The sequence below is a fragment of the Rickettsia koreansis genome (assembly GCF_046532895.1).
GTDB classification, from domain to species: domain Bacteria; phylum Pseudomonadota; class Alphaproteobacteria; order Rickettsiales; family Rickettsiaceae; genus Rickettsia; species Rickettsia rickettsii.
Window position 1 is genome coordinate 379,756 of record NZ_WHLZ01000001.1, and the last position, 26,361, is coordinate 406,116.

Genomic DNA, 26,361 nt, shown 5'->3' on the forward strand with positions numbered 1-26,361 from the left:
AACTCCTGAGATTGCCTCATCAATTGCTATGCAATTTCCTCGTAATGATGTATATTTCTTTATTTTACAATACACTCATTAGACTACCTACCTCAATATCTTCTATAACACCACTTTTACGATCTTTTAATTCAACAATATTATTTGCGGCTTTTTTAGGACCAATTATAATTTGATGAGGTGAGCCTATAAGATCATGCGTTGCAAATTTACTGCCTGGACGTGCTTCGGTATCGTCATATAATACTTCTATATTTTTATCTGATAGCTCTTTATAAGCCATTTCCGCAAGCTCTACGCATTTACTATCATGAATATTTAAATTAATTAGAGAAACTTTGAAAGGAGCAACGCTAGAAGGCCATATGATACCTTTCTCATCACAATTTGCTTCTATGATAGCAGCAACTAACCTTGAAATGCCTATACCGTAAGAACTCATTTCTATAGGAGTTAGTTTACCATGCTCATCATTAATAAGTGCATTCATATTAACCGAATATTTTGAGCCTATATAAAAAATATGCCCGACTTCTATTCCTTTACTGCTGGTTATTTCTTGTTCAGATATAGGTAATTTATTTACTTCATATTTTTCTTCAGCTGCCGCATACCAACTTTTAATTTCCTCTACATCGATATCAGGATTATCTTTTAATGTCTTAAATTTTTTATCGTAATAAATAGTACTTTCACCAGTTTCAGCGATTATATGAAACTCATGGCTTAAATTGCCACCGATCGGACCGTTATCGGCAATAACAGGGATAGCAAACACGCCTAAATCCCTGAAAGCGTTGATATAAGCCTTATACATTTTATTATAGGTTTTAACGGCATTTTCTTCATTTATATCAAAAGAATAAGCATCTTTCATTAAAAACTCTCGTCCTCTCATAACACCAAAACGAGGTCTAATCTCATCACGAAATTTCCATTGGATATGATAAAGATTTTTCGGCAAATCCTTATATGACTTAATATTATGACGAAAAATATCCGTAATCATATCTTCGTTAGTAGGACCTAATAGTAAAGTATTATCGTGGCGATCTTGAAATTTCAGCATTTCTTTACCGTAATTATCAAAACGTCCCGATTCCATCCATAAATGTGCCGGCTGAATGCAAGGCATTAGCACTTCCAAAGCTCCCGCTTTATTCATATTTAAGCGTACTATATTCTCGATATTCTTCAATACTTTTAAGCCAAGCGGAAGCCAAGTATAAATCCCTGCTGCTTGCTGCCTAATCATTCCACTTCTAAGCATTAATTTATGCGAAGTTACTTGAGCTTCACTTGGCTCTTCCTTTAACACAGGTAAAAAATATTTTGATAATAACATATTTTATTTACTTTCTTGCTATATTTATAATCATTTATTTTGTCATCCCGTGGCTTGACCACGGGATCCAGTTTTTTTAAATTTTTTTCTGGATACCGCGATCAAGTCGCGGTATGACAAAATGACTGGATTCCCGCTTCCGCAGAAATGACATTAATAACGTATCACCTTTTAGCAGTAAGGTTTAAAAACTCATGACGATATTTCTGCTGTTCGGCAAATATACCCGTATAATGCATGGTATTCATAACGCTATTATCTTGCATTACACCACGTATTGACATACAGCTATGTACGGCAGAAATCTTAACGGCAACGCCAAGCGGCTTTAAATTCTCCTGCACGCTTTCTGCTATCTGTACCGTCATTTTTTCTTGGATTTGTAGTCTTCTAGCAAAAATATTTACTATTCGTGCTAGCTTACTTATACCGACAATACAATTATCAGGAACATAAGCTATATCTACTGTACCGTTAAAAGGTAATATATGATGTTCACAGAAAGAGGTAAATTTTATATTCAGTAAGATAAAATCTTGAAAATTACAAGTTTCATAAAACTTGGTATTTAATATTTCTGCTACATCCTTTCCATAACCAGAAAATATTTCTGCGTAGCTATTAATTACTCTATCAGGCGTTTTAAGCAACCCTTCTCTGCTTGGATCTTCACCAATGAATTTTAGTAACGTTCTTACTGCCTCTTTAGCTTCTTCTCTAGTTGGTTTACTCATGTGCTAGTTTTATACTTTTAAAAAACATTACTTTAACACAAATATATACAAACATCAAGCCGCCTACTATAGCAATAAACCCTCCTCCGCCCATCATTACCATTAATAGCTTAGCTGACATCGGCATTACACTATTTGGGTCTTTCCGCATAACACCATAACCACCGGCGAATGCTAGACCTAGTATGTGCAGAATCTACCCGAATGTTAGGAGGTAAAATGTAAAATTAATAATATTGTCATTACGAGAAGGCACGAAGTATCGACGCGGCAATCTAGGGAGTTGTTGTATTACCTCATGAGATTGCCATGCTCTTTTTAGTCGCTCACAATGACGTTGATACCTCCCAATACCTAAATAACTCAACCCCATACAAGCAATGCTAATCCCTACTATAGACTCGTGATAATGAGCAGGAATTGCTACATTTATACCTGTGATATTCATTGCTATAAGCCCGCCAAGTAAGAATAAAGTAATAGAGCAAAGTAAGATAGTTTTGATTACTCTGTCATTTATTGTAACCGTGTCATCCCGCGGCTTGACCGCGAGATCTATAACATTATTCTGATATTTTGTTTGGATCTCGCGGTCAAGCCGCGGGATGACAAATACCCACACCAACTCAACCCCCATACCTATTAAACATAAAACAGGAGCAATGCCGCCTAGATATTGCATATGATTTGTATAGAATACTTTGAAGGCTCCATCGATAATATCATAAAATATATGACCGAAAAGTGTAAGAATTCCGAAAATAAAATTTAAATAAAGCAAGAAAAGATAGAATTTTTGAAATTTCAATTCTCTAGCTATTAACTCCCTAAATAAACTAACCCAAATAAATATTAATATTTGAGTATATATAAATTGCAGTAAATGACCTCCGCTCCAAAAAAGTAATTCATAATAAAATTCTATCTCGATTGGAATAATTTGAATGATGTTTTGCAAGCCATTATAAGACCATCCAAAACAAACAAAACTTAAAATAAACATTATAATAGTCGATAATACGGTAAAATTAACTAAACTATTTAAGTTCGTCCAATCGAAGAAATATAAAATATTTATAGCGTACAATAGCAACGTAACACCAAATAAGCTTAACCCCCCAATAAATACGATATTTTCAAGCATCGGTATATAATTATTCATCACCGGATTATGCCCGGCTATTGGGGAGATGGCGATTAGAAGAGTAGCTAGAAAAGCAAGTTTGGGGTAAAGGCGAAACACGTCATTGCGAGCGAACGTAGAGAGCGTGGCAATCTCAGAAATTTTGTATTGTTTCATGAGATTGCCGCGTCGAGGCTTGGCCTCTCCTCGCAATGACGTTTCACCCCCCCAAACACTAGCCGTAACGGATAATAACCAAATCAATACCGATAAATTAACATGAATAATTAAAGCAGATTTGAAAATATGTGGATTTGGGAAAAAGCTTGATAATTGCGGAGTACGTAGTACCACCAAAATAATTGAATATAAACCCGCAAATCCCAAGGATAAAACACCAAGCTTAAGCCAAGAATTAGTTAAGCTATTATTTTGTAATTGATTGGTAGAATTCATAACTACAGGTAAGTATTAAATATAATCTACAAATAGCTCACAGTATTTAAATAAGCAATATTTTTTTATTTACTTTAGAAGCTAACATACGATATTAATAAGTCAATCCAGAGTTAATAGTTAGATATGACTAACCACCTACGCATCGGTATCGGTATTTTAATCTTAATAGGAATGAAATTTTATTAGGTAAACGTATTAGTTCCCATGGTGAGTCTAGTTATGCTCCTGTCGGTGGACATTTAGAATTTGGAGAAACATTTGAAGAATGTGCTATCCGTGAAGTTTTAGAAGAAACAAATCTGATCATTGAAAATCCACAATTGATAGCGGTGACTAACGATATTTTTGAAAAAGAACAAAAGCATTACGTCTTGATTTTCTTTAAAGCTCATTGTTTAAATGAGCATGAATTACAGAATCTTGAGGCTCATAAAGTAGAAAGCTGGTAGTGGTTTGCTCTTGATAATTTACCCTCTAACCTTTTTCTACCTCTAAAAAGACTCATTGAGAAAAAATGTTATTTATATAAAAAAAGTATTGATTAACTAAGTTTATCTAATTTTAAATATCCAGACGCGTATTTGTGTAAAACACTAGCAATAAGAGTTTGATAAGACATTCTTTCTTGTGCTGCAATTCTTTTTATATGATTTAAATCGTATAACGGGAATCTAATATTAATTCTTTCCGATTTTTAAAAAAAATTAGCTGCGGCAATTTTAGCTATATTTTTTTGGCTCTCTAGTTCTTTTTTAGGTAACCCTAAAAGCTCATCTTGTTCAAAATAATCTAGTATTTCTTGTTCTTTTTCAGTAAAGTTGTATTTTTTCATAATCTAAACCTTAGCTTGACAATATCATCCTAACTTAGCAATATTAATAAATGATCACCTTGATATAATTATGATAATACAGATTTTATTGTTGTAGCCGATTGAATGGTGGGTTTGAGAAGACTTGAACTTCCGACCTCACGCTTATCAGGCGTGTGCTCTAACCAGCTGAGCTACAAACCCACAGTGTAGAAATATGGCGAGCTCGCCGGGATTTGAACCCGGGACCCTTTGATTAAAAGTCAAATGCTCTACCGACTGAGCTACGAGCTCTTAAATATATTGCATATATTCAAAAATTATGTTTTACTTTATCGCCGAAAAAGGCTAATCTGTCAACAATTATTTTTTTAATTTAAACTTAGAAAGTTTATGCGGCATCAGGACGTGGCTATAATTATCCCCTCAAGGCTAAGTTCAACTAGGCTTAAACAAAAACCGCTGCAGCTTATCGGCTCTATAACTTTAATCGAGCGGGTATTCAAACAAGTAAATCAAGCGGGCCTTGAGCATACATATGTTGCGACCGACTCGGAAGAGATAGCAAGCATTATTACAAAAGTCGGAGGAACAGTAATATTCACGGATAGTGCTATCCCAACCGGTACTGATCGTACTTATGAAGCTTTTAAATTAATTCCAAATAATCAAAACATTAATTACATAGTTAATGTACAGGGAGATATGCCTTTCATTGAACCTAGCTCTATTTTAAAAATTATAGAATATTTAAAAAACAGCAAATACGATATTGTTACACCGATAGTAAAAGTAGATAGGGAATCAGTGAAAGCTAGTAGTAATGTTACCGTAGCAGTTGACTCGGCGGGGACAGCATTGTATTTTTCGCGTAGTCTTATTCCAAACGGTGCAGAAGAATTTTTATATCATGTAGGCATGTATGGTTTTCGCAAAAACGCTTTAGAAAAATTTGTATCTCTTAAGCCAACTTTTTTAGAAAAAACAGAACGTTTAGAACAATTACGTGTCCTTGAAAACGGCATGACTATAGGTACATGTTTAGTTGAGAATGTTCCTATTTCCGTAGATACGGAAGAAGACTTAAAAAAAGCAGTAAAATTTTACGAAAATATTAGTAAACTAGGTTTATAATAATGGTACATTTCATTTTTGTTACCGGCGGCGTTGTTTCATCACTCGGTAAAGGTCTAACGGCAGCATCTCTTGCTATGCTATTGCAAGCGAAAGGTTTTAGAGTAAGTGTACGAAAACTAGACCCTTATCTTAACATTGACCCGGGAACTATGAATCCTCACGAACATGGTGAGGTATATGTAACCGATGACGGAGCAGAAACCGATCTAGATCTTGGACATTATGAACGTTTTACCGGAGTTTCCGCATGCAAATTTGATAGCATCACAACAGGTGCGATATACTCAAAATTACTTAAAGATGAACGTTTAGGAAATTACGCCGGCGTTACTGTTCAAGTCATCCCGCATGTTACAAATATAATAAAAGATTTTATACTTTCAAACACCAAGGGTTTTGATTTTATTATTTGTGAAATAGGCGGTACAGTCGGTGATATTGAAGGTCTACCGTTTTTTGAAGCTATAAGGCAAATTGGTAACAAATTAAAAAGCGAAAATTGTTTATTTATTCATTTAACATTATTACCTTATGTTAAAACCGCCCGTGAATTAAAAATAAAACCTACCCAACACTCAGTTAAAGCATTACGCACTATAGGTATTTTACCTAATATACTAGTGTGTCGTGCAGAACGTAACATTTCAAAAGGCGAAATAGATAAAATAGCTTTATTGTGTAATATAGAATCTGAGTATGTTATTCCGGCAATAGATCAAAAAAATATATATTTAGTACCGATTGCATATCATAATTCAGGTCTTGATAATAAAGTATTAAAATTTTTTAATATTAATATAATGCCGTCTAAATTAGATAAATGGCATGATATAATTAATAGGATAAAAGATTCTAATTCAAAAGTAAGAATCGCTATAATAGCTAAATATCATAAATTAAAAGATGCTTATAAATCAGTAATCGAGGCACTTGATCATGCAGGTATTTATTACAAATACAAAATTGATTTAGTATGGATAAATGCTGAAACTTTAACTGAAGAGAATATTAATAAAAAATTATTAGATATAGATGGGATTTTAGTACCAGGCGGATTTGGAGAACGGGCAACTAAAGGAAAAATTATAGCAATAAAATATGCCCGTACTAATGACATACCTTTTTTTGGAATATGTTTCGGTATGCAACTTGCGACGATCGAAATAGCTCAGAATTTAATCGGTATTAAAGATGCAGTAACGGAAGAATTTAAAGTAGATGGTACAAAAATTATTGAGAAAATAAATAAAAACTGTGAAGACTCCAAAATAACAATTGAAAATGTAAAAAATACTATGAGGCTCGGCTCTTATCCTTGTAGTTTGGTCGCAAGTACCATTGCAGCTAATGCTTATAAAAGCCTTGAAATAAATGAGAGACATCGTCATAAATATAAATTTAATAATGAATTTCAAAATATTTTTGAAAAACACGGAATAGTATTTAGCGGTTTTTCAAAAGATGAAGAGATTGTAGAAATAATTGAACTACCGCTACTGCGTTGGTTCGTAGGAGTACAATTTCATCCGGAATTTAAATCTAAACCTTTTGAAGCTCATCCGTTATTTATTCAGTTTATTAAAGCAGCGATTGAGTATAACAAATGTAATTAACAATAATATATGAGACTATGTTAAAAAATCTTGACATAGTTTTTATTATAGTCTAGGGTGCATAAAAAATAATATAGCCGGACAGTTTCTGAAAAGCGTTTTAGGTCATTCCCGCATATGCGGGAATGACCTATAAAGCTCTAAGCCTTGCAAAAACATAACATTTTTAAAAACTATCTGGTACTAAAAAAATAAGCTCATAGTAAATCAATGGATAGCGTGAATTCTAATTTCACAATTTGGAATAAAGCCAGAAACAGTAAATTTAGGCATATAGTATGGCCGATTAGATCGTATGAATTAACCAAGTTCATCCCGATGGCTTTACTAATGTTTTTTATTCTACTTAATCAAAACTTAGTTCGTAGTATTAAAGATAGTTTTGTTGTTACCTTAATTAGCTCAGAAGTATTGAGTTTTATCAAACTTTGGGGCGAAATGCCGATGGGCATTTTATTTGTTATTTTTTATTCTAAACTCTGTAATATTATGACAACAGAGCAAGTTTTTAGGATAATTACTGGTATTTTTTTATTTTTCTTCGCAATTTTTGGTTTTATTTTATTTCCGTACAGAGGGTTTTTTCATCCCGATCCCGAATTAATTAAGCACTATATCACTGTTCTTCCTCACTTAAAATGGTTTTTAATAATTTGGGGACAGTGGAGTTTGGTATTATTTTATATTATGGGAGAGTTATGGCCGGTTATAGTCTTTACTCTTTTATATTGGCAGCTTGCAAATAAAATTACTAAAGTCGAAGAAGCACCAAGATTTTACTCATTTTTTACTTTATTCGGACAAACTAATTTACTCATCTCAGGAACCGTAATTATTTATTTTGCTAAGAGTGAGCATTTCTTATTACCTTTATTTTCTCATCTCAACGATACAAATGAAATTCTTTTAAAATCATTTATTACGGTTATTTTAATATCCGGATTAATTTGTCTAGCTCTTCATAAACTTATTGATAAATCAGTCGTAGAAACTGACAAAAATATTAAATTTAAAAACCAAAGAACGGATATATTAAAATTAAACTTGGTCGAAAGTGCAAAAGTAATATTAACTTCTAGATATCTCGGTTTTATTTGTCTTCTTGTAATGTCTTATTCTATGAGTATTAGCCTAATAGAAGGATTATGGATGTCCAAAGTAAAGCAACTCTATCCCGCGACAAAGGATTTTATGGCCTATCACGGTAAAGTGTTTTTTTGGACGGGAATACTCACGTTAGTTAGTGCGTTTTTAGGCAGTAGTTTAATTAGAATATGCGGCTGGTTTTGGGGAGCTATTATAACACCGATTGTGATGTTTGGAGCAGGTTTTATGTTCTTTTCATTCACGGTTTTTGAAAATCACCTAGGAAATATCGTAAATACTCTCGGCTATAGTGCGCCGCTGGTCGTTATAGTTTTTATCGGCGGACTTTGGCATGTACTTTCTAAATCCGTAAAATATTCACTTTTTGATGCTACTAAAGAAATGGTATATATTCCACTCGATAGTGAAATGAAGACCAAAGGTAAAGCTGCAGTTGATGTTATGGGTGCTAAAATCGGTAAATCAATAGGTGCTATTATTCAATTCATATCCTTTAGTATTTTCCCGAACGCCATACATAACGACATAGCCGGTTTATTGATGTTTAGTTTTATTATCGTATGTCTATTATGGCTATATGGCGTGAAAGTTTTATCGAAATATTATAATAAGATGATACAACGTTGATAAGGATATCCATGCCTGCGAAGGCTTGCTTGCGTTGATACCTAATCTTCATGAGCTACGTAGGCGTTGTTTCATGACTCAGAAAATGCGTACGATGTCATTCCTAGCTCAACATTGTTGCGTAGACCGGTAAAATCCCCTGTGTCATCCCGTGGCTTGACCACGGGATCCATAAAAACAATAAAAAATACTAATAATTTTAGTATTTTTAACTGGATACCGCGATCAAGTCACGGGATGAAATCGGGAAAACTGATCCACTCAACAAGGCCCGAAAACGGGGTCTAGCATAATAACTTCAAATATCGATATAGAGAAGTTCTTTACTAAAAAAATAAACCTAAAAAAACAAATTTTTTATAGGTTTTACTAGATTTCCGCCTACGCGGGAATGACATAAAACGATCCATACATACAATGCTGAACAGGAATGACCAGTGCTTTTCAAAAATTGCTTGATGCTATGAATCAAACTACTGTATTTTGAATATCCTCTCCTATTAATCCTTGATCAAGCAAATCAAAAGCCTCATCCAAGCACTTATATACTGCATTTTCTTGATCTACTTCCGAATAATCTTCGATTAACCCTAGATTTTGACAATAATAACAAGTTGAGCTTTTAAACCATCACTCTATTGATTTTTAATATAATCTAATATTATTTTTAAAACAGCTTGGCTACTATCCTTTGCTTTTTCATATTTATTTTTTAAGCTCTGTAATCTGTCAACATATACTCTTAACGTCTCTACTTCTTTACTTTGATATATTAAGCCCTCTATTTTTTCAATTTGTTTTATTAACCACTCTGCCTCCTTCATATGGTTCTTTACATTGTCTTACTAAATTTGCTTTTGTAAAATTAGTATTGTTATGCATTAATAGTGAAAGAATAATTTTGTTTTCTACTGAGTTACGACCACAGTAATGTAATACTTCACCCATCTGTTTATAGTCATTCACCGTAGCACCATATTCAAGTAACATTTTGGCTTTTTTAAAATTACCTGTAATCTCTAAAGCAGTATCACCATTCTCATCTTGTATATTAAGATCAATACCTTTTTGCAGTAACTCTTTAAGGTCTGCTAAGTCAGTTACATAATGTAGGGTACTTTTGTTTTCTGGTCTATCTACCGTATCAAAACTAATATCTTTACTGTTTTACTACTAAGACTATTGTTAATACTAATGCGTAAATCATGAAACATTTCTGGAGCGATTTTACATTCTTTTGCATTACTCCCCTTTCCTATACAAGATTTAAAAATATTTACTAACTTAGAAATTTTAGGCATAATTATTTTTTTAGTTATTTTACTAAAATTCCATGTTTCATGGTATTTTTGACTCGGCATTAATTATATATAATCTATTTTAATAAAGTCAATGTGAATGGTTAATTTTTATGAATTAACCAATTAACAATATAATTTAAAAATTCTTTTTTCTTGAATCTATTTGTAATATAGTAATAGGCATATTTAATATTTGTAGAGGGAGTAATGAAACAAAATCCAAAAATCTCATTAATAGGTAGCGGTAACATAGGTGGTACACTTGCTCACTTAATTAGCCTTAGAGAACTCGGCGATATCGTGTTATTTGATGTGACTGAAGGAGTACCGCAAGGAAAAGCATTGGATCTCATGCAAGCCGGTACAATAGCCGGGTCTGATATCAAAATAAAAGGCACAAACGACTATAAAGATATTGAAGGATCTGATGCCATAATTATTACTGCCGGTTTACCAAGAAAACCAGGGATGAGTAGAGACGATTTAATTAGCATTAACACCGGTATTATGAAAACGGTTGCAGCAAATGTTAAAAAATACGCTCCTGATGCCTTTGTAATAGTCATTACCAATCCACTTGATGTTATGGTATATGTCATGCTTAAAGAAAGCGGATTGCCTCACAATAAAGTAATCGGTATGGCAGGAGTACTTGACTCATCAAGATTTAATCTTTTTCTTGCTGAAGAGTTTAAAGTATCAGTTAGCAATGTTAATAGCACGGTTCTCGGCGGTCACGGCGATGCTATGGTACCTCTTGCAAGATATTCTACAATATCAAGCGTGCCGATACCTGACTTGATAAAAATGGGCTTATCAAGTAATGAAAATATTGAAAAAATAATCGATCGTACTAGAAACGGCGGCGGTGAGATTGTTGCATTACTTAAAACAGGTTCTGCTTATTATGCTCCCGCAGCCTCAGCAATAGAAATGCTTGAGTCATATTTAAAAGATAAACGTCAGATTCTAACTTGTGCCGCTCATTTACAAGGTGAGTACGGCGTACATGATTTATATGTCGGAGTGCCTATTATGATCGGTAAAGAAGGTGTTTTAAAAGTAATAGAACTGCAGTTAACCGCAGAGGAAAAAGCACTATTTGATAAATCAGTCGAGGAAGTTAAAAAACTCATTGAGACGATAAAATAAATGATAAAATTATATTATTGAAGCACAAATGCAACAAGATTTAAAATATTGAATTAATACTAATTATTAGTATTGTTAATTGAACATAAATGGTATTACATTTTGGTTTATTTTTATTAATAGAGGGAAATTATGAAACATAAGAATGAATTAGACCGGCTAAATTTAAATTAGTATTTTAGAAACAGATAAACTAGCTATAACACGTACAACTAATTTTATAGAAGCTCTAATAAACAAAATAGACCCTAGAACGCCGGGATCGTATGTTGCTCAGCAACAAGCTAACTTCAAAGTAGCAAATGATAAAAATATACAGGGTGCTAGTAAAGGCTCAACTTGATATCCTAATATCCCCTTCAGATTTTTCAGCATTATTAAGACTAAGTAATTCATTACCGATCACTAATGAGCAAGAACTAGAAATAAAGGGCAATATTAATCTATGGCAATTGATGGAAGAAGTTGTTCAGAAAGTAGGGGAAAAGAGCTTAAATATACAGCAAGATAAAAAAGTACTTACCTCACAAAAAAACGAACAAACTATAACACACGGTCAACAAAAAGTAGAACTTAGCCTTAAAGAAGAAATAATCAAGTTAAGGGAAGCAGTTCAAGAAACAATCAAAAATCCAACTAATAATGAAGAATTTAATAAGATATCAAAAGAAATTTTAGGTTTGATTAATAATATCAACTCTCATCAACCATCTAGATTACAGGCAGCTAGAAATAAAATCCTGAGTCGCGGAGAAAGCCCTAATACTAAAAATACAAAAATAGAGGGATTTTTTCTTGAAAAACATGAATGGGATAAATTTCAAGAATTAAGAGAGAGATTACAAAAAATAAAAGAGTCTAGAGAAAAATTAGATGAAATGAAAAATTTTTATCCCTTGATAATGCCAGGGATTTTTCAGATGGTGTACAAAATTTATTTGAGAAGTTAAAAAATAAAGAAGAGACAGGGGCAAAAGAACTTATAGAAGCTTCTAAAAATATACTCAGCAAAAGTATATCAGTAAATAAAAATTACTTCCGTAATACTAATAATTCAAGCGAATTAGATTTACAATATAAGATGTTGTTAAGATAATATCTCGCCAAATATAAAGGAGGCTCTAGTCTTATATGCCGGAAGTAATAACAATAACAAGATTGATATATTATCTGAAGAATTAGCAAATAAATTTAAAAATATATCACATTTAATCAAGCAAAATGAATCAGTACTACAAAAAGAAACAGGTAAATATTCTCCTTCTTTAGAAACTATACCTGAAGATTCTATACCTAAGTTATCACCGGCAATAGTACATTACTCAACAGAACTTTTTGCAAAACTAAAAAATTCATTCAATGAACTAGCACAATTCACTGATAAAATATTAATAGATACCGGCAAATCTTATGTACAACAGGCAAATATTAATCCTAAATCTAATACCGTTTCTAGATCTTCTTCTATTGATTCAGGAATAGGCTCAAGTCAAGAAGAATTATCTACCACATTTGGAAAAAGCAGCTCTACTAATTTAATTGAAGCTCTTGATTTAGCACAAGCGAAAATTTTATCAAATTCAAATACAGCAAAAGATACGTTAACGGCAACACAAGAACTACAAAAATCTATCCAACAAAAAGAAGTAAGCAATGAAAGACTTACTCAAGAAGAAGTAGATAATATTTATAAGACACTAGGTATATTTGAAGAAATTAAGGAATATGAAAAGAGCAACAATTCACGTGTTCCTCGTTTACTAAATAAAAATTACTATAAGCTAACTGATCCTCGTGAGGAGCGTAGAAGCGATAATATCGCTTTAGAGCAGGATGATACTGGAAGGCTAACTACTGATACTGATTTAGAGTGGGATGACACCGGAATGCTGCCTCCTGCCCCAAATAGTGCCTTTCCTGGAATACTCATCCTATATTCGATGATACAATAAAGTTCTTAAAAAGGTTTAAAGAAGAGATCGATAAATTTCCACAAGATTATACCTCTACCATACCTCTATATTGAAATAATGTTAATAGAAATTTAGGAAGAAGTGAATTTTTAGCAAGTATGGTATCGATTTCTTAACAAGATGAGAGAATTAATGATATATTAGATAAACTTCAAAAAATTTCTACTAATTGTAGTAAGATAAGTAATAATGATGATAAATTTAATAAAGAGATTAAAGAATCTTTTGTAGAAATTAATACCACATTAAAAAATATAATAGAAATAAAGGACCCGAAATAGAATATTTAAATTCCAATATAGAAAAAGTTCAAAAGAATTTATCTAATTTAGAATCTTTGACTTATGAATTATCTAAAAATACATCTCCGAAACATATTAAGCAATCACCCCAAGATCAACCTAAAATATCTACAGGAGCAGTTACTGGTATAAAAGATAGAATAGCAAAATTTGAAGCAGACTCTGACAGCAAAATCAAAAAATACTGGACAGAAGAAAAGAAACAGACTGTAGAAAAACAACATGAAAATACTCAATCTGACTATATAACTCCTCAGAAAAATTTTGAGTTTGAAAATCGAGGTAAAGAAATTAAAGAGAATAGTACCAATTGAAAAAGGCTTTGATAATAAAACAACAAGATACTGGACATCACCGGCGGGATGGGATAAATGGGAGGAAGAAAAACAGAAAGGTATAGGAAAAGAGAATGAACTAATAAAACCTCGTACAAAATTTGCAATAGAACATTCTAAACATACTCAATCTAAAGAGCCTATATATCATCCAACACCTGAAAAATTGAATATTAACGAAATAACTCACGATTTATTTAAAGCTAAAAAGCAATACAAAAAACTTAAAAGACAAATTTGAAAACTTAGCAAAAGAAGCGAAGCAAATTGGGACACAAGCACAGCAAAGCTCCAAATCTTCAAGTAGTCCTAACATAAAACCTACAGGTTGCAGTAAATACGAAAGAAATATCTAAGGCAATTGATGTTATTCTTGTTTTTGGGTCTTGTTGCATGGCTCGTTTATGTCGTTCCCGCGGAGGCGGGACTCCAGTAAAACACATAAAAAACTTGTTTTTTATGTGTTTATTTTGTCAAATATGTAAACTCTGTATCAAGATTGAAGTTATTTTTCTAGAGCCCCGCCTTCGCGGAGATGACATTGAGTAGGTTTTTCGAGCCATACAACAAGGCTTTACTGTTGTGAGGATGACATCCTGCGTAAAACCAACACTGTACTCATTAATATTATAAGCAAAAATATGAAAAAGCTTAAAGTGAGAGATAGTGACTTAAAAGTTTTCCATAACAACATACTAAAGAAAGGAGTAGTTGAGGATAGAATAATACCTCCAAAAGAATGTGATAGACTATAAAGCCTCATTTTAACATTAGTCTTAAATAAGGATTGAACAATAATTTGTAGCGGTACTGCATAAAATGCTGCAAGTCCTATTAATATAACGGGACAAAGAATATTAAATATTTGTTTGTATAACATTATTTGCATTCCTAAAGCAACAATAATGCTGACAAATAAAGCCCATGTAATCTGTCTTAAAGGGTTTATTTTATCGGCAAACAGCCCTGCAAAAACAGCTGATATTCCATAGGTAGTAGTAAGAGCTATATTCATAAATCTTATTTCAGGATGATTTATAAAAGCTATTTTTGTTAAAAAAACTCCTAAGAAAATTACTAAAAAGTGATACACTCCTCCAATAGCACCGTTTATTAGTAATGCTATTATAACGGATAGTTTATTATTCCATATAATTTGCCGCAAGGTACTTTTTGATGACGTTCTTAAAAATTCGCTACTTTCTTTAAAAAAATTTCTCATCAAAATAGCAAATAAACCAAATATTGCACCAATAAAGAAATTAAAACGCCATAAATATTGGATATCGGAATTACTAGCGTAATAATAAGCTATAGCCGCAAGTAATGCACCTATTTGGCTACAGCATGAAACTATTCCTATATTTAAATTTTTCTGATTATCTCCTGTTTTTTCAGCTACATAAACCTTTATTCCGTCAACTTCTCCGGCAAGGCTTGCTAAAAAAACCATTCGACATAATGTTAGTATTACCGTAGCAAAAATACCTATTATCTCAAAGGAAGGAGTAATAGCAATTAATCCGGTAGAAATGCTACTCATGCACATTGATATCTTGATAGATTTAGTACGCCCGTATTTATCTCCGATAAATCCAAAAATTAAGGACCCTAAAGGTCGTACTATAACAGCTGCACTAAGAATAGCAAAAAAACCAAGTAGTTGTTTATCCTGCTCTATATTAGGTAAGAAATTTTGTGCAAGAATACTAGCCGATAAACCGAATAGAGCATAATCATAATAACGGATAATCGTTGTAAAAAATGCAACTAAAAAAGCTGAATTAGACATATAATATTTTCTTTTTGTGGCAACATCATATGATACCAACTATTTAGGCTGTGTGAAAGAAAATTAATTTAATCTATTTTTACTCTTGGTGTCTACAAATTATAAGATTTTTTTGAAATAGGAACAACTACAACATAATTTCAATATAGAAATCTTTTATATTTATTTTACTATTGTAGTTTTAATTATAATATTTTATATTTGGTATATATTCAATTCTTAACTGTTTAAAAATATGCACTTAGAATATAAAGTTACTATATCTGAAAATGGCAGAATAAATATTCCTGCAAAAATTCGTGATCAATTACATCTTGCTTCAGGAGATCAGTTAATGCTAATACTTGATAAAGAATTAACATTGATTCCTCTAAAAAATAAAATTAAAGAATTTCAAGCATTAGTAAAATCTAGAAATAAAGATAACATATCATTAGTTGACTCTTTAATTGAATCAAGAAGAAAGGAATTTAATAATGAATAAATATATTTTAGATTCATCTGCTTTACTTGCATTATTTAACGTAGAAACTGGTAGTGACAAGGTCGAAGAATTATTACCGTTATCTATTATGTCTACAGTAAATATAGCAGAAGTAGTAGCTGAACTAGATAAAAAATTGAACATATCTTTTATTCAAAGTAAAGAAATGATCTCAGCTTCAATAAATAAAATTGTAGCCTTAGATTTTGATCAAGCTATAGAAATTGGACGCTTAAAGAAAGAAACAGAACAATTTGGCTTATCTCTTGGTGACAGAGCTTGCATTAGCCTAGGATTCATTACAGGCTATCCTATATATACTGCAGATAAAATTTGGGCTAAACTGCAATTAAATTGTAAAATCGTTCTAATTCGCTAGTCTCTATGAAGATTTCTAATTGATTTGCTATTTTGAGGTATTTTTTAGCGAAAATTAATAAGATTTTCTACTCCTATTTCAAAGAAACCTTATAATTTGCAGCAAAAAATAACCAAAATTAAATCTTCTTAGAAATCTTCATAGAGACTAACAGCTCATTTTATGATAAAATTTGAAAAAAGAGCCATTATGATACTATAATAATTACATTCCTCTTCCTAAGTTTTGCTTTTCTATTTTTTCTCTTCGTGCTTTCATAGCTTTTGTTAGTTCTTCTTTATGCTTATCTCCTCCTTGAGGCATTTGTTTACCAACATCCTTTGCCTCTTTTTTTATAGTTTTTGGAATTGATATAGGTGGTGGCGGAGGCGATGGGGGAATAGGAATACCGCTTCCAGGCATTAGAGGCGGCATCGGTATAGTACCGCTAGGCATAGTTGGAGTATTTTTTGAAGATTGATTAACAGCTTCTGCTTGCTGCTGCTTTATCTTCTCTTCTTTCATACGTTTTATAGCTGCTAATGCTCCTTGTTGCTGTAAATCTGCAGCTGTCGGCTCTCTTTTTGTAGAAGTTAAATATTTATTTTTATTATCAAACTTTTGTTCTCTATCGGAAGCACTATTAATAGTATTATGTTCTTTTTCTATAGCCTTAAATTGATTATTAATAGCTTCTAATTCTGCAGCGATTTTCCATCTTTCTTCTCTAGTAATATTAGAATTAGCTGTTTTTTCTTCAAGCCCCTTTTTCCTCTCTTCTAGTTCTTTCTGTTTTTGCTTTAATTCTTCTATACGTTTTGCATGATTATCTATTTTTTCTTCTGTACTCTTTGTTTGCTGCTCGAAAGAATCCTGTACTTGTCTGCTTTGAACTTTTTTCTTTAACTCTTCATCAAAAGAAAGCGGTTTATTTCGTACAGGCTGTCCTAAATCAGAATGTATTAGATCGTCAAAATTTTCTCTAGAAGCTAACGGTTTTTTACTGGTATCAGGTATTTGAGGATCATGTTTTCGTAAACCTTTTGTAATTTCTTGTATATTTTTATGAAGTTCTGTAATCGACGCCATTTTACCTCTCACAAGTTAATTGATTTTAAAGATATAGTAATTAAACCTCTTTTATAGCTTCAACGCAAGCAAAAGTTGCTATTTTTAGTATTTCATTAGCTGTTGCTGTAGCTTGAAGTATTTGAACGGGTTTTTCAAAACCGTTTGTTATAGGACCTATAAAGCTGTTTGACGAAAATTCTTGTAACAACTCAGTAGAAATAGCAGCTGAATTTAAACCAGGCATAATTAATACATTTGCAGATCCTGATAATCTACAAAATTTATATAATTTACGTAAATCACCATCTAAAGCCACTTTAACCGACATCTCTCCGTCATATTCAAAATCTACCTCCATGCCGCTCAGCTCTTTTTTGTCTTTGCTAAAATTATCTAGTATATTTACTGCTTCACGAATACAAGCTGTTTTTGCCTTAGAAGAATTACCGAATGTTGAAAAAGAAAGAAGTGCAACACGAGGCGTGATTCCCATATTTTTAGCAATTTCTGCAGTTTGGGTTGCTATTTGTGCAAGTTCCCAGCTGTTTGGATATTCTGTAATACAATTATCAGCAATAATAATATTATTATCTTTAGCAATCATAATTGAATAGCCAAGGATGCTACGATTAGTTTTTGGTGAAATGACTTTCATGATATCTTCTAAACTATCGATATAACTTTTCGTAACACCGGTTAGCAGAGCATCACCGTCACCGCATGCTAACATACAAGCAGCGAAAATATTCTTATCAGTTTTAACAAGCTTTGCACAATCACGGTATAAATAACCTTTTCTCTGAAGTCTTTTATATAAATAATCAGTATATTGCTCTAAACTATCGCTTAAGGCCGCATTCATTATTTGAATTCCGTCTAAGCTAATATCTTGACCTATCTTTTTTAATATAGCCTCAATTCGTTCAACACGACCAATTATAATCGGATGACCGTATTTCTTGTCTCGCATCATAAGAGCGGCAGAAATTACTTCTTCTTCTTCACCTTCAGCAAAAACAATCCGTTTAAGCGGTGCATTATGAATTTTTTCAGCTAAGAAATTCATATAGTTAGCAGTAGGATTTAATCTGCTACCTAATTCTTTCTTATATTTACCTATACTAAAATCTTTAACCCTAGCAACGCCGCTTTCTATTGCAGCAACGGCAACCGCTGCTGCTACTACGGTAATTAAACGAGGATCAAACGGTACAGGAATGATATATTCCTTACCAAAAACCATCTTACGCCCTGAGTAAGCTTTATACACCTCTTCCGGTACAGGTCTACGGGCTAAATCTGCAATGGCTTTTGCCGCAGCTATTTTCATTTCCGTATTAATAGTCTTAGCTCTTACATCTAATGCTCCTCTAAAAATATAAGGAAATCCCATAACATTATTAATCTGATTATTATAATCAGATCGCCCTGTTGCTATAATCGCATCATCGCGCACAAGTTTTATATCTTCCGGAGTAATTTCCGGATCAGGGTTAGCCATAGCAAAAACAATCGGATTACTTGTCATTCTACTCACCATATCTTTAGTTACTGCCCCTTTTACCGATAACCCTATAAATACATCAGCGTTATCTAAGCTTTCCGCTAAAGTTCTAAACTTGGTATCACTTGCATATAGCTCTTTCCATTTATTCATACCTTCTAGGCGTCCTTTGTAAACAACGCCTTTAGTATCACATACAATAATCTTTGATTTATCGGCTCCAAGAGCAATTAATAAATCAATGCAAGCAATAGCTGCTGCACCTGCTCCGTTAACTACGATTTTTAAATCTTCAAGCTTGCGATTAGTAAGATACGCAGCATTTATTAGCCCTGCGGCGGTAATAATCGCTGTTCCATGCTGATCGTCATGAAAGACTGGTATATCCATTAAAGATTTTAATTTTTCTTCTATAATAAAACATTCTGGAGCTTTAATATCTTCAAGATTAATACCACCAAAACTATAACTGAGATACTTCACGGCATTAATAAATTCTTCAGGGTCTTCCGTATTCACTTCCAAGTCAATTGCATCAATATCAGCAAATTTTTTGAATAGTACCGCTTTACCTTCCATCACCGGTTTTGAAGCGGCAGCTCCTAAATTACCAAGCCCAAGTACGGCAGTACCGTTAGAGATTACGGCAACTAAATTACCGCGAGCAGTATATTTATATACATCCTCTAAATTCTTAGCAATTTCAAGGCAAGGAGCCGCAACCCCTGGGGAATAAGCAAGTGATAAATCTTGCTGAGTAACTAAAGACTTTGTTGCAGAAATAGCGATCTTACCAGGCTTATCTTTTTCATGATATTCAAGGGCCTCAGCATAATTTATTTTATTCATTTCATCCATTTTAGAAATTCCTGTTTTATTTGTTTGTTCTGGTTTTTCGTCATTGCGAACATACGCACTAGGCATCGACGAAGCAATCTCAGGCAACATTCCTGAGATTGCCACGCTCCTTGCAGTCGCTCGCAATGACGTGGTAAATTCAACCCATTATATACATAATAATTGATATAGTAACTACCGAGAAAAAAGTAGTAAATGTTATAATCGACGCCATAGAATCAGGATCACCGTCAAGTTGACGAGATAAAACATAAGCCGTACTCGCACATGGAAGGCAGCTATATAATATTCCTACCGATCTATCTAATCCGTCAATAGACATTAACCATAGTACTACTACACTAACTAGAGGAAATGCAACTAATTTAACAAAGCTTGTAAACATTACATTATGTAAAAGCTCTTGTCTAATAGTAAAATTAAGCCCTGCCCCAACATTTAACATACCGATAGCTAAAGCAGCATTAGAAAGGCTATCTAACGTTTTCTTAAGCCCTAAATGTAATTCAAGATTTGAGTAATTAAAAACGAATCCTACTAAACTTGCGATAATTAACGGATTACGCACAATTAATTTCATCATTAAAACAAAACTAGTGCTAATAGTATTAGTAACGGATTTATTAGGGATATAATAAGCGAAAATCATTACCGATAAAATATTGGTAAAAATAATCATATAAGAAGAAATAATGGCAACGATTGAAAGCCCGCTAGAACCAAGCAAGGGGCTACTTACCCCAAAAAAAATGTAGCTATTATAACGAATCGATCCTTGAAAAATGGAAGTAAATTGGACTTTATCTATGTTGTATTTTTTTTGGTAAATTATAAGACCGATTGATACAAGAATAGTGGATATAATAAGCGCCACTACTAATTTAATTATGGGCGCAATGCTTAAATCGGCAGTAGATACGTAACTAAACAACATGGCAGGAAATAGTACAAAATACGATAATTTCTCAATACCACGCCAAAATTCTTCTGAAGTTAACCATTTATTTTTGATAATACTACCAAGCAGCGTAATTAAAAAAATAGGTAACGTACTACAAAAAATTTCATTCATTTGTTAATAGTTTTTATTTTAACGTCATTACGAGGAGCGAAGCGACGTGGCAATCTCGTCCAACTTCCTGAGATTGCCACACTCACTTCGTTCGCAATGACGCTTAGATACCCATGCGGGAATGATATATAGGCTACAACTGCCCTTCAACCAGCTTTTTCATTTCCTGCACCCCGTAAAGCTTTATAAAAGTCCCAAGTCTTGGACCTTCATTCTGTCCAAGCAATATTTGATATAAATCTTTGAAGTAATCACGCAGATTTTCATATCCTGCTTTCATTCCTATATCATATATTGCTTTCTGAATTGCTTCAGCTTCGGTTTGATCAGCTATATCAGATAACATATCTAATATATCCTGCAAAATAACCTTATGCTTTTCAGAAGGAGATAAATATGATTTATGTGCTTTAATAAAGTCATTATAATATCTTATAGCAAATTCTGCTAAATGGTCAAGATAAGGGTTAGTATTTGGAGTTGCTTTTGGCTCATATTTGCTAATAAATCCCCAAAGCACCGATTTATCCGAAGGATTACACACAGAAGTAAGATTTAAAAGCAACGAATAGGTAATTCCAAAAGTCTCAATTTTCGGTACATTTCCGTGATGGATGTGATAAACGGGATTTGCAAAACGCTTTGCCCTATCCTCTTCTAAATGATATTTCTGATTAAAAGTAATATATTCATCAACATTTTTAGGAATTACATCAAAAAACAAACGCTTAGCTCTAGTCGGATTTTGATACATAAATAATGCCATACTTTCAACAGGAGCATATTTAAGCCAATCATCAATGCTAATACTATTACCTTTTGATTTTGATATTTTCTCACCGTTTTCATCTAAGAATAACTCATAACATAACTGCACCGGCGGCTTTCCTCCTAGGATTCGGCAAATTTCCGAATAAAGACGAGCATTTGCCAAATGGTCTTTGCCGTACATCTCATAATCGACTTTAAGCGCAGCCCAACGCATACCAAAATCCGGCTTCCACTGTAATTTGCAATGCCCTCCCGTTACCGGTACTTCTATATAATTACCGGCTTTGTCTTTATACGTTACAGTGCCTGCTTTAGCATCCCATTTCTCTATAGGTACTTGCAGTACCTTACCTGTTTTCGGACATATAGGCATGAAAGGTGAATAGGTAGCCTTGCGCTCTTCTCTAAAAGTCGGTAGCATTAGCTCCATTATCTCGTCATATTTTTCAAGCACCATTATCAGCATCTCATCAAACATACCAGCTTTATAACAGTTAGTACTGCTATAAAATTCATACTCAAAACCGAATTTATCAAGGAATGAGCGAAGCTTTGCATTCATATAATGCCCATAACTTTCACATTCACCGAATGTATCAGGGATAGAAGTAAGCGGCATATCCATATACTGTGCCACCATTTCAGGATTTGGGATATTGCTAGGTACTTTACGAAGCCCGTCCATATCATCGGAAAAGCAAATGAGTTTAGTCGGAATATCGGATAATTGCTCAAATGCTTTCTGTACCATCACCATACGGGCATTTTCACCAAAAGTACCGATATGAGGTAAACCTGAAGGACCGTAACCCGTTTCAAATAATACATACCCCTTCTCAGGAATTTTACCGTTTAAGCTATCTAATATCTTCTTAGCCTCAACAAAAGGCCACGCGTTTGACTTAATAGCATCTTTCCAAATTTCTGACATTGATTTTTCTTGCGCTTTAATTAATAATCAGTGACAATATACTAAATTTATTTATTTGTAAAATATCAAATTAAACGCCGTCATTGCGAGGAGCGAAGCGACGTAGCAATCTCATCAAACTTCCCGAGATTGCCACGCTCCTGGCAGTCGCTCGCAATGACATTAAGAACAAAAAAATCATGCCATTTAATACTATTATAAATTACATCAGAAAAGATAACTATAAAGTTCTACATTTAGGACTGATTGCAATTTCTATAATAGCACTTGCTACCGCTTATATTGCTGAATATATATTCCATTATACACCCTGTCCTTTATGCGTTTACGAACGATTTCCCTATTTAACCCTAATCAAAATTTGCTTAACTGCTTTAATCATCCGACAGTTAAGTAAGTATACTTTAATATTCATTCTCCTAACTATCCTTAGCTCTTGTATATTATCAACCTATCATAGTTTCGTAGAAAGAGGCATAGTACAACCAAGTGCTCTTTGTTCATCAATGCTTCGTATCCCGAAAGGCTTGTCTATACAACACATCAAACAAATGTTCTACTCGCAGCCAATCACGTCCTGCATGAAACCCGCTATCAAAATCTTTGGTATTTCTATGACAGAGTATAATCTACTCTTAAATATCGGTCTTCTAATCTGTTTACTCCTCGTTTTGTTTTATACAAAATCTAATAAATAGTTAAAAAATTAATTATTAGCTTGCAGAAATTCAAAATATTATGTATAATGCTCGCACGACAAAATAATATTTAAACATAAAGGAATATTTATATAAAGGAATATTTATATGATGAATCAACCAACAAATAATGCTAATTACAGACTTCAAGACGGTAGTACGGTTTTACATAATGCAGCACGTATAGGGAATGTAAATAATGTTAGACTTTTACTTTCACAAGGTGCCGATGTTAATGCTTTAGATGCTAAAGGAAAAAAACTATAGATTATGCATCTAAACCAGAAATTAAAGAAATACTAACTGATTCCGCTAATGCACGCTCAGCACTGCCTGAATTCAAAGCAGAACAAAAGCTTGCTGAGATGAAGAAAAATATTAAAAATGAGGATGATAAAAATAAAATTATCAACGGATTAATTATGAATCCTGAATTTTATTCTGATATAGATGATGTCACAAGAGAGAAATTAATAGAAAAACTTTTTAATTATAATATTAACTATAATAATCCAGTAATAGCTCCGGTAGCAGCACCGGCACCAGTAACAACCACTACTTCTACAGAAATAACAGCAGAGGACAATGTACGTGCACCAAACCATGAAATACATGACACCTGAATTGAAGCTGAAGACAACCGTACACCGTTTAGTATAGAAGCCTCAGCCAGAAATGCAAATATTGTTCAAAAATTAATTGAGCAAGGTCATGATGTCAATGCTAAAGATGAACAAGGAAATACGGCATTATTTTATGCAAGCACTCAAGAAATAGCTAAAATTTTATTAGACAAAGGGACAAGTCCGGATGAAGAAGGGTTTGCAAAAAATACACACGAAAAATTATTAAAAGATGTTATGCAACGTCTTAAAAACGGTGAAGATAAAGATGGCATTATTAATACATTAATTGAGATTAGTATTAATGAAGATACAAGAGCAGAGTTAATAAAAAAAGTTTTAAATTATAATGTTAATGATAATAATCCTGTAGCAGCTCCAGCATTAGTTACTCCTGTAGCAACCCCTATAGTAGTACCGGCTCCATCAACTTCAACAGAAGAAAAGTTATTGGCTGAAGTGAAGACACGCCTTACAATAGAGAAAATAAGGATGATATTATTAATTTCGTGCTTCTTTATCAGACTACTAACGAGAATGTAAAAAGTGAGTTAATAGATTATATTTGTGAATATTCTTTCGGTACTGAATTAGCCGGACAGATAGGTGCAGATATTCAATTCTAAGTTTAAATCTCTTTAAGTTCTTTTAAAGAAAAACCCGGTGGTTTTAGGTAGTCTAGTACTACCTTACCACTATCTAAGACTATAAGCCTTTTGCCGTAATTTACGGCATCTTCTAAATTATGCGTGATCATAACGGAAGTGATCTTATGTTTCTCTATAATCTCTGCTGTTTTTTTCATCACTTCCAAAGAAGCTTTTGGATCTAAATGTGCCGTATGTTCGTCTAGAAATAATATTTTAGGTGGATGAGCTATGATAAGTGCCAACAGTATAATCTGCTTTTCTCCACCGGAAAATTTACCTAATGGCTGTGAAAGTAAAGACAAAAAGCGTTTAGGCGCACCTGTAAGCTCTAACAACTCGCTACTTGCTAACCGTTCATTACTAGAGAATCTACTTTCCCACAAAATGATATTTTCTTCAAGGGTTAGCTCGGTAAATAGCCTCTCTTCAGCTTTTTGTGTTAATGTAACTAATGTAAAAGCTTTTTGTCCTTTAGGTATTTTATCGATTCTGACTTGATCTAGACACACTTTCCCGCTAGTAGGTTTTAAATAGCCGGCAAGTATTTTAACTACAGTATACTTACCGCTACCGTTATGACCCAATATTACAACAAACTCTTCTTTAGCAATATTTAAAGTAGTTTCAGCAATTATAGGTTCGGTTCTTTCTTTAACTTTGAACTGTATATTTTCTGCATATAAATAAGGTTTCATAAAGCCCCTCTTTTTACAGAACTCAACGAAATAAACAATACTATCCCTAAAATAAGCTTAAGATTTATGGGATCGATGCCAATTCGGAGTAAAAAGCCCAGAGCAATAAAGTAAAATAATATACCCATCAAACAAGAAAATATCTCTTTAAACGCATTAAAATTATTAGCATGGATTAAAATATGACGCCCTATAACAATTGCACCAATACCGACTAGTGCCACCCCGAAACCCATATTAATATCGGCAAAACCATTTACTTGTGCAGATAAAGTACCGGTTGGTTAAAGCAGCCAAACAATTACTTATGCTAAAACCGATAGTACGGTAAAGCTCGGCAGGTTTTCCTAAATTAATCAATAAATCTTTATTAAAACCAAAAGCACGCAGAAATAAACCGAGCTTACCTTTTAATAAAATTATAACTGAACATATAATAAGACAATTGATTATTACTAAAGGTATTAACCAATTTTTGAGATCTAATACAGATAATAGAGATAATAGAGTCGGCATACCAAAGAACCGATATATTAGGACGCTGCATAATTTGTAAGTTAACCGAATAAAGCATAAAACTTGCAAGTATTCCGGCTATAAGCCCGTTAATGCAGTTATTCTTCTGCATAACACTAACTCGCCTGCTATTACGGCAAATATTAATGCAGGAAATAACCCAAATGAAAGGCTGCGGGCAAACACTGCCGCACCAAGTACATAAGTACCGTCTACGGTAAGATCGGTAATTTTGAGAATATGATAACTTATATACATCCCTAAAATAAGCGGCAGCATTATTAAGGATTGCTCAAGAGCAGTAACTAAAATGTTCATG

24 protein-coding genes, 2 tRNA genes and 6 pseudogenes are annotated in these 26,361 nt (G+C 33.1%); 16 read left to right on the forward strand and 16 right to left on the reverse strand.

The window, feature by feature from the left end; genetic code table 11:
- Nucleotides 1-64: 64 nt before the first annotated feature.
- The 3 genes and pseudogenes from proS to GCO76_RS02155 all read right to left on the reverse strand — a co-directional run bounded on the left by proS (nt 65) and on the right by GCO76_RS02155 (nt 3,658).
- A complete protein-coding gene (gene proS / locus GCO76_RS02145; protein WP_410956022.1) occupies nt 65-1,345 on the reverse strand; it encodes a proline--tRNA ligase in 1,281 nt (426 codons plus the stop codon).
- Nucleotides 1,346-1,509: 164 nt separating this feature from the next.
- A complete protein-coding gene (gene folE / locus GCO76_RS02150) occupies nt 1,510-2,079 on the reverse strand; it encodes a GTP cyclohydrolase I FolE (protein WP_410956023.1) in 570 nt (189 codons plus the stop codon).
- Nucleotides 2,072-3,658, reverse strand: a pseudogene (locus GCO76_RS02155) (hypothetical protein). The gene folE and the pseudogene GCO76_RS02155 overlap by 8 nt, the downstream one beginning before the upstream one ends.
- A 179-nt stretch (nt 3,659-3,837) precedes the next feature.
- On the opposite strand from GCO76_RS02155, the gene GCO76_RS02160 reads away from it, so the two are divergent.
- Complete coding sequence (locus tag GCO76_RS02160) at nt 3,838-4,110, forward strand: nucleotide triphosphate diphosphatase NUDT15 (RefSeq protein ID WP_410956455.1); 273 nt, start codon at nt 3,838-3,840, stop codon at nt 4,108-4,110.
- A 245-nt stretch (nt 4,111-4,355) separates the two neighbouring features.
- Here the strand turns inward: GCO76_RS02160 and GCO76_RS02165 are convergent, their stop codons facing one another.
- The 3 genes from GCO76_RS02165 to GCO76_RS02175 form a co-directional block, all read right to left on the reverse strand.
- Nucleotides 4,356-4,493 carry a hypothetical protein gene (locus GCO76_RS02165; RefSeq protein ID WP_410956024.1) on the reverse strand — a complete coding sequence of 46 codons (138 nt, stop codon included), beginning with the start codon at nt 4,491-4,493 and terminating at the stop codon, nt 4,356-4,358.
- Nucleotides 4,494-4,599: 106 nt separating this feature from the next.
- Nucleotides 4,600-4,676 (reverse strand) — tRNA-Ile (locus tag GCO76_RS02170).
- Between the two features lie 14 nt (nt 4,677-4,690).
- Nucleotides 4,691-4,766, reverse strand: a tRNA-Lys gene (locus tag GCO76_RS02175).
- A gap of 99 nt (nt 4,767-4,865) precedes the next feature.
- On the opposite strand from GCO76_RS02175, the gene GCO76_RS02180 reads away from it, so the two are divergent.
- The 3 genes from GCO76_RS02180 to tlc2 all read left to right on the forward strand — a co-directional run bounded on the left by GCO76_RS02180 (nt 4,866) and on the right by tlc2 (nt 8,956).
- A complete protein-coding gene (locus GCO76_RS02180; protein ID WP_410956025.1) occupies nt 4,866-5,606 on the forward strand; it encodes a 3-deoxy-manno-octulosonate cytidylyltransferase in 741 nt (246 codons plus the stop codon).
- 2 nt (nt 5,607-5,608) lie between these two features.
- A complete protein-coding gene (locus tag GCO76_RS02185; protein WP_410956026.1) occupies nt 5,609-7,222 on the forward strand; it encodes a CTP synthase in 1,614 nt (537 codons plus the stop codon).
- A 210-nt stretch (nt 7,223-7,432) separates the two neighbouring features.
- Nucleotides 7,433-8,956 carry a nucleotide exchange transporter Tlc2 gene (gene tlc2, locus GCO76_RS02190; protein ID WP_410956027.1) on the forward strand — a complete coding sequence of 508 codons (1,524 nt, stop codon included), beginning with the start codon at nt 7,433-7,435 and terminating at the stop codon, nt 8,954-8,956.
- A gap of 635 nt (nt 8,957-9,591) precedes the next feature.
- Here tlc2 and GCO76_RS02195 read toward each other — a convergent pair.
- Together GCO76_RS02195 and GCO76_RS02200 are read right to left on the reverse strand one after the other, a co-directional pair.
- Nucleotides 9,592-9,780, reverse strand: coding sequence for a hypothetical protein (locus GCO76_RS02195; RefSeq protein WP_245207404.1), 189 nt, complete (start codon nt 9,778-9,780; stop codon nt 9,592-9,594).
- A 312-nt stretch (nt 9,781-10,092) separates the two neighbouring features.
- Nucleotides 10,093-10,317 carry a hypothetical protein gene (locus GCO76_RS02200; protein WP_410956028.1) on the reverse strand — a complete coding sequence of 75 codons (225 nt, stop codon included), beginning with the start codon at nt 10,315-10,317 and terminating at the stop codon, nt 10,093-10,095.
- Between the two features lie 147 nt (nt 10,318-10,464).
- Between GCO76_RS02200 and mdh the strand changes: the two genes are divergently transcribed.
- Together mdh and GCO76_RS02210 are read left to right on the forward strand one after the other, a co-directional pair.
- Nucleotides 10,465-11,409, forward strand: a complete 945-nt coding sequence (gene mdh / locus GCO76_RS02205; RefSeq protein ID WP_410956029.1) for a malate dehydrogenase — start codon at nt 10,465-10,467, stop codon at nt 11,407-11,409.
- A gap of 302 nt (nt 11,410-11,711) precedes the next feature.
- Nucleotides 11,712-12,359, forward strand: a complete 648-nt coding sequence (locus tag GCO76_RS02210; protein ID WP_410956030.1) for a hypothetical protein — start codon at nt 11,712-11,714, stop codon at nt 12,357-12,359.
- A gap of 539 nt (nt 12,360-12,898) precedes the next feature.
- Here the strand turns inward: GCO76_RS02210 and GCO76_RS02215 are convergent.
- A complete protein-coding gene (locus tag GCO76_RS02215) occupies nt 12,899-13,063 on the reverse strand; it encodes a hypothetical protein (RefSeq protein ID WP_014014209.1) in 165 nt (54 codons plus the stop codon).
- Nucleotides 13,064-13,510: 447 nt separating this feature from the next.
- Here GCO76_RS02215 and GCO76_RS02220 point away from each other — a divergent pair.
- From GCO76_RS02220 to GCO76_RS02230, 3 pseudogenes are all read left to right on the forward strand, one after another.
- Nucleotides 13,511-13,692, forward strand: a pseudogene (locus GCO76_RS02220) (hypothetical protein); the annotation flags it as partial.
- A gap of 27 nt (nt 13,693-13,719) precedes the next feature.
- A pseudogene (locus GCO76_RS02225) lies at nt 13,720-14,047 on the forward strand (hypothetical protein); the annotation flags it as partial.
- 138 nt (nt 14,048-14,185) lie between these two features.
- Nucleotides 14,186-14,375, forward strand: a pseudogene (locus GCO76_RS02230) (hypothetical protein).
- Nucleotides 14,376-14,593: 218 nt separating this feature from the next.
- On the opposite strand, the gene GCO76_RS02235 reads toward GCO76_RS02230, so the two are convergent.
- On the reverse strand, nt 14,594-15,811 hold the full coding sequence (locus GCO76_RS02235; RefSeq protein WP_410956031.1) for an MFS transporter: 1,218 nt from the start codon (nt 15,809-15,811) through the stop codon (nt 14,594-14,596).
- Nucleotides 15,812-16,046: 235 nt separating this feature from the next.
- On the opposite strand from GCO76_RS02235, the gene GCO76_RS02240 reads away from it, so the two are divergent.
- Both GCO76_RS02240 and GCO76_RS02245 read left to right on the forward strand, forming a co-directional pair.
- Nucleotides 16,047-16,295 (forward strand): AbrB/MazE/SpoVT family DNA-binding domain-containing protein, encoded by a 249-nt coding sequence (locus tag GCO76_RS02240; RefSeq protein ID WP_010977150.1) that lies wholly within the window; start codon nt 16,047-16,049, stop codon nt 16,293-16,295.
- Nucleotides 16,288-16,674, forward strand: a complete 387-nt coding sequence (locus GCO76_RS02245) for a type II toxin-antitoxin system VapC family toxin (protein WP_410956032.1) — start codon at nt 16,288-16,290, stop codon at nt 16,672-16,674. The genes GCO76_RS02240 and GCO76_RS02245 overlap by 8 nt, the downstream gene beginning before the upstream one ends.
- Before the next feature lie 204 nt (nt 16,675-16,878).
- Here the strand turns inward: GCO76_RS02245 and GCO76_RS02250 are convergent, their stop codons facing one another.
- The 4 genes from GCO76_RS02250 to GCO76_RS02265 all read right to left on the reverse strand — a co-directional run bounded on the left by GCO76_RS02250 (nt 16,879) and on the right by GCO76_RS02265 (nt 22,860).
- Nucleotides 16,879-17,742 carry a hypothetical protein gene (locus tag GCO76_RS02250; RefSeq protein WP_410956033.1) on the reverse strand — a complete coding sequence of 288 codons (864 nt, stop codon included), beginning with the start codon at nt 17,740-17,742 and terminating at the stop codon, nt 16,879-16,881.
- A gap of 40 nt (nt 17,743-17,782) precedes the next feature.
- A complete protein-coding gene (locus GCO76_RS02255) occupies nt 17,783-20,086 on the reverse strand; it encodes an NADP-dependent malic enzyme (protein ID WP_410956456.1) in 2,304 nt (767 codons plus the stop codon).
- A gap of 139 nt (nt 20,087-20,225) precedes the next feature.
- Complete coding sequence (locus tag GCO76_RS02260) at nt 20,226-21,158, reverse strand: AEC family transporter (RefSeq protein ID WP_010977145.1); 933 nt, start codon at nt 21,156-21,158, stop codon at nt 20,226-20,228.
- Nucleotides 21,159-21,291: 133 nt separating this feature from the next.
- On the reverse strand, nt 21,292-22,860 hold the full coding sequence (locus GCO76_RS02265) for a lysine--tRNA ligase (protein ID WP_410956034.1): 1,569 nt from the start codon (nt 22,858-22,860) through the stop codon (nt 21,292-21,294).
- Nucleotides 22,861-23,039: 179 nt separating this feature from the next.
- Between GCO76_RS02265 and GCO76_RS02270 the strand changes: the two genes are divergently transcribed.
- The 5 genes and pseudogenes from GCO76_RS02270 (at nt 23,040) to GCO76_RS02290 (ending at nt 24,724) form a co-directional block, all read left to right on the forward strand.
- On the forward strand, nt 23,040-23,558 hold the full coding sequence (locus GCO76_RS02270) for a disulfide bond formation protein B (protein WP_410956035.1): 519 nt from the start codon (nt 23,040-23,042) through the stop codon (nt 23,556-23,558).
- A gap of 108 nt (nt 23,559-23,666) precedes the next feature.
- Nucleotides 23,667-23,825: an ankyrin repeat domain-containing protein gene (locus GCO76_RS02275; protein ID WP_245207399.1), complete on the forward strand. Its 159-nt coding sequence runs from the start codon at nt 23,667-23,669 to the stop codon at nt 23,823-23,825.
- A 98-nt stretch (nt 23,826-23,923) separates the two neighbouring features.
- The gene (locus tag GCO76_RS02280) at nt 23,924-24,181 is read left to right on the forward strand and encodes a hypothetical protein (RefSeq protein WP_410956482.1); all 258 of its coding nucleotides are present in this window, start codon (nt 23,924-23,926) and stop codon (nt 24,179-24,181) included.
- A 60-nt stretch (nt 24,182-24,241) separates the two neighbouring features.
- Nucleotides 24,242-24,334: pseudogene (locus tag GCO76_RS02285) on the forward strand (ankyrin repeat domain-containing protein); the annotation flags it as partial.
- Complete coding sequence (locus tag GCO76_RS02290) at nt 24,332-24,724, forward strand: hypothetical protein (protein ID WP_410956457.1); 393 nt, start codon at nt 24,332-24,334, stop codon at nt 24,722-24,724. The pseudogene GCO76_RS02285 and the gene GCO76_RS02290, both read left to right, overlap by 3 nt.
- 85 nt (nt 24,725-24,809) lie before the next feature.
- On the opposite strand, the gene GCO76_RS02295 is transcribed toward GCO76_RS02290, so the two are convergent.
- Together GCO76_RS02295 and GCO76_RS02300 are read right to left on the reverse strand one after the other, a co-directional pair.
- A complete protein-coding gene (locus GCO76_RS02295; protein WP_410956036.1) occupies nt 24,810-25,526 on the reverse strand; it encodes an ATP-binding cassette domain-containing protein in 717 nt (238 codons plus the stop codon).
- Nucleotides 25,523-26,360, reverse strand: a pseudogene (locus GCO76_RS02300) (ABC transporter permease subunit). The gene GCO76_RS02295 and the pseudogene GCO76_RS02300 overlap by 4 nt, the downstream one beginning before the upstream one ends.
- Between the last annotated feature and the right edge of the window lies 1 nt (nt 26,361).

What these genes read in the sequence shown, in the direction of transcription:
- proS (WP_410956022.1), bottom strand. Translation starts at nt 1,345, where the DNA reads ATGTTATTATCAAAATATTTTTTACCTGTGTTAAAGGAAGAGCCAAGT.
- GCO76_RS02195 (WP_245207404.1), bottom strand. Translation starts at nt 9,780, where the DNA reads ATGAAGGAGGCAGAGTGGTTAATAAAACAAATTGAAAAAATAGAGGGC.
- GCO76_RS02275 (WP_245207399.1), top strand. Translation starts at nt 23,667, where the DNA reads ATGATGAATCAACCAACAAATAATGCTAATTACAGACTTCAAGACGGT.
- GCO76_RS02245 (WP_410956032.1), top strand. Translation starts at nt 16,288, where the DNA reads ATGAATAAATATATTTTAGATTCATCTGCTTTACTTGCATTATTTAAC.
- folE (WP_410956023.1), bottom strand. Translation starts at nt 2,079, where the DNA reads ATGAGTAAACCAACTAGAGAAGAAGCTAAAGAGGCAGTAAGAACGTTA.
- GCO76_RS02265 (WP_410956034.1), bottom strand. Translation starts at nt 22,860, where the DNA reads ATGTCAGAAATTTGGAAAGATGCTATTAAGTCAAACGCGTGGCCTTTT.
- GCO76_RS02240 (WP_010977150.1), top strand. Translation starts at nt 16,047, where the DNA reads ATGCACTTAGAATATAAAGTTACTATATCTGAAAATGGCAGAATAAAT.
- GCO76_RS02250 (WP_410956033.1), bottom strand. Translation starts at nt 17,742, where the DNA reads ATGGCGTCGATTACAGAACTTCATAAAAATATACAAGAAATTACAAAA.
- GCO76_RS02270 (WP_410956035.1), top strand. Translation starts at nt 23,040, where the DNA reads ATGCCATTTAATACTATTATAAATTACATCAGAAAAGATAACTATAAA.
- GCO76_RS02210 (WP_410956030.1), top strand. Translation starts at nt 11,712, where the DNA reads ATGATAAAAATATACAGGGTGCTAGTAAAGGCTCAACTTGATATCCTA.
- GCO76_RS02255 (WP_410956456.1), bottom strand. Translation starts at nt 20,086, where the DNA reads ATGGATGAAATGAATAAAATAAATTATGCTGAGGCCCTTGAATATCAT.
- GCO76_RS02185 (WP_410956026.1), top strand. Translation starts at nt 5,609, where the DNA reads ATGGTACATTTCATTTTTGTTACCGGCGGCGTTGTTTCATCACTCGGT.
- GCO76_RS02295 (WP_410956036.1), bottom strand. Translation starts at nt 25,526, where the DNA reads ATGAAACCTTATTTATATGCAGAAAATATACAGTTCAAAGTTAAAGAA.
- GCO76_RS02165 (WP_410956024.1), bottom strand. Translation starts at nt 4,493, where the DNA reads ATGAAAAAATACAACTTTACTGAAAAAGAACAAGAAATACTAGATTAT.
- GCO76_RS02235 (WP_410956031.1), bottom strand. Translation starts at nt 15,811, where the DNA reads ATGTCTAATTCAGCTTTTTTAGTTGCATTTTTTACAACGATTATCCGT.
- GCO76_RS02200 (WP_410956028.1), bottom strand. Translation starts at nt 10,317, where the DNA reads ATGCCGAGTCAAAAATACCATGAAACATGGAATTTTAGTAAAATAACT.
- GCO76_RS02280 (WP_410956482.1), top strand. Translation starts at nt 23,924, where the DNA reads ATGAAGAAAAATATTAAAAATGAGGATGATAAAAATAAAATTATCAAC.
- mdh (WP_410956029.1), top strand. Translation starts at nt 10,465, where the DNA reads ATGAAACAAAATCCAAAAATCTCATTAATAGGTAGCGGTAACATAGGT.
- tlc2 (WP_410956027.1), top strand. Translation starts at nt 7,433, where the DNA reads ATGGATAGCGTGAATTCTAATTTCACAATTTGGAATAAAGCCAGAAAC.
- GCO76_RS02260 (WP_010977145.1), bottom strand. Translation starts at nt 21,158, where the DNA reads ATGAATGAAATTTTTTGTAGTACGTTACCTATTTTTTTAATTACGCTG.
- GCO76_RS02180 (WP_410956025.1), top strand. Translation starts at nt 4,866, where the DNA reads ATGCGGCATCAGGACGTGGCTATAATTATCCCCTCAAGGCTAAGTTCA.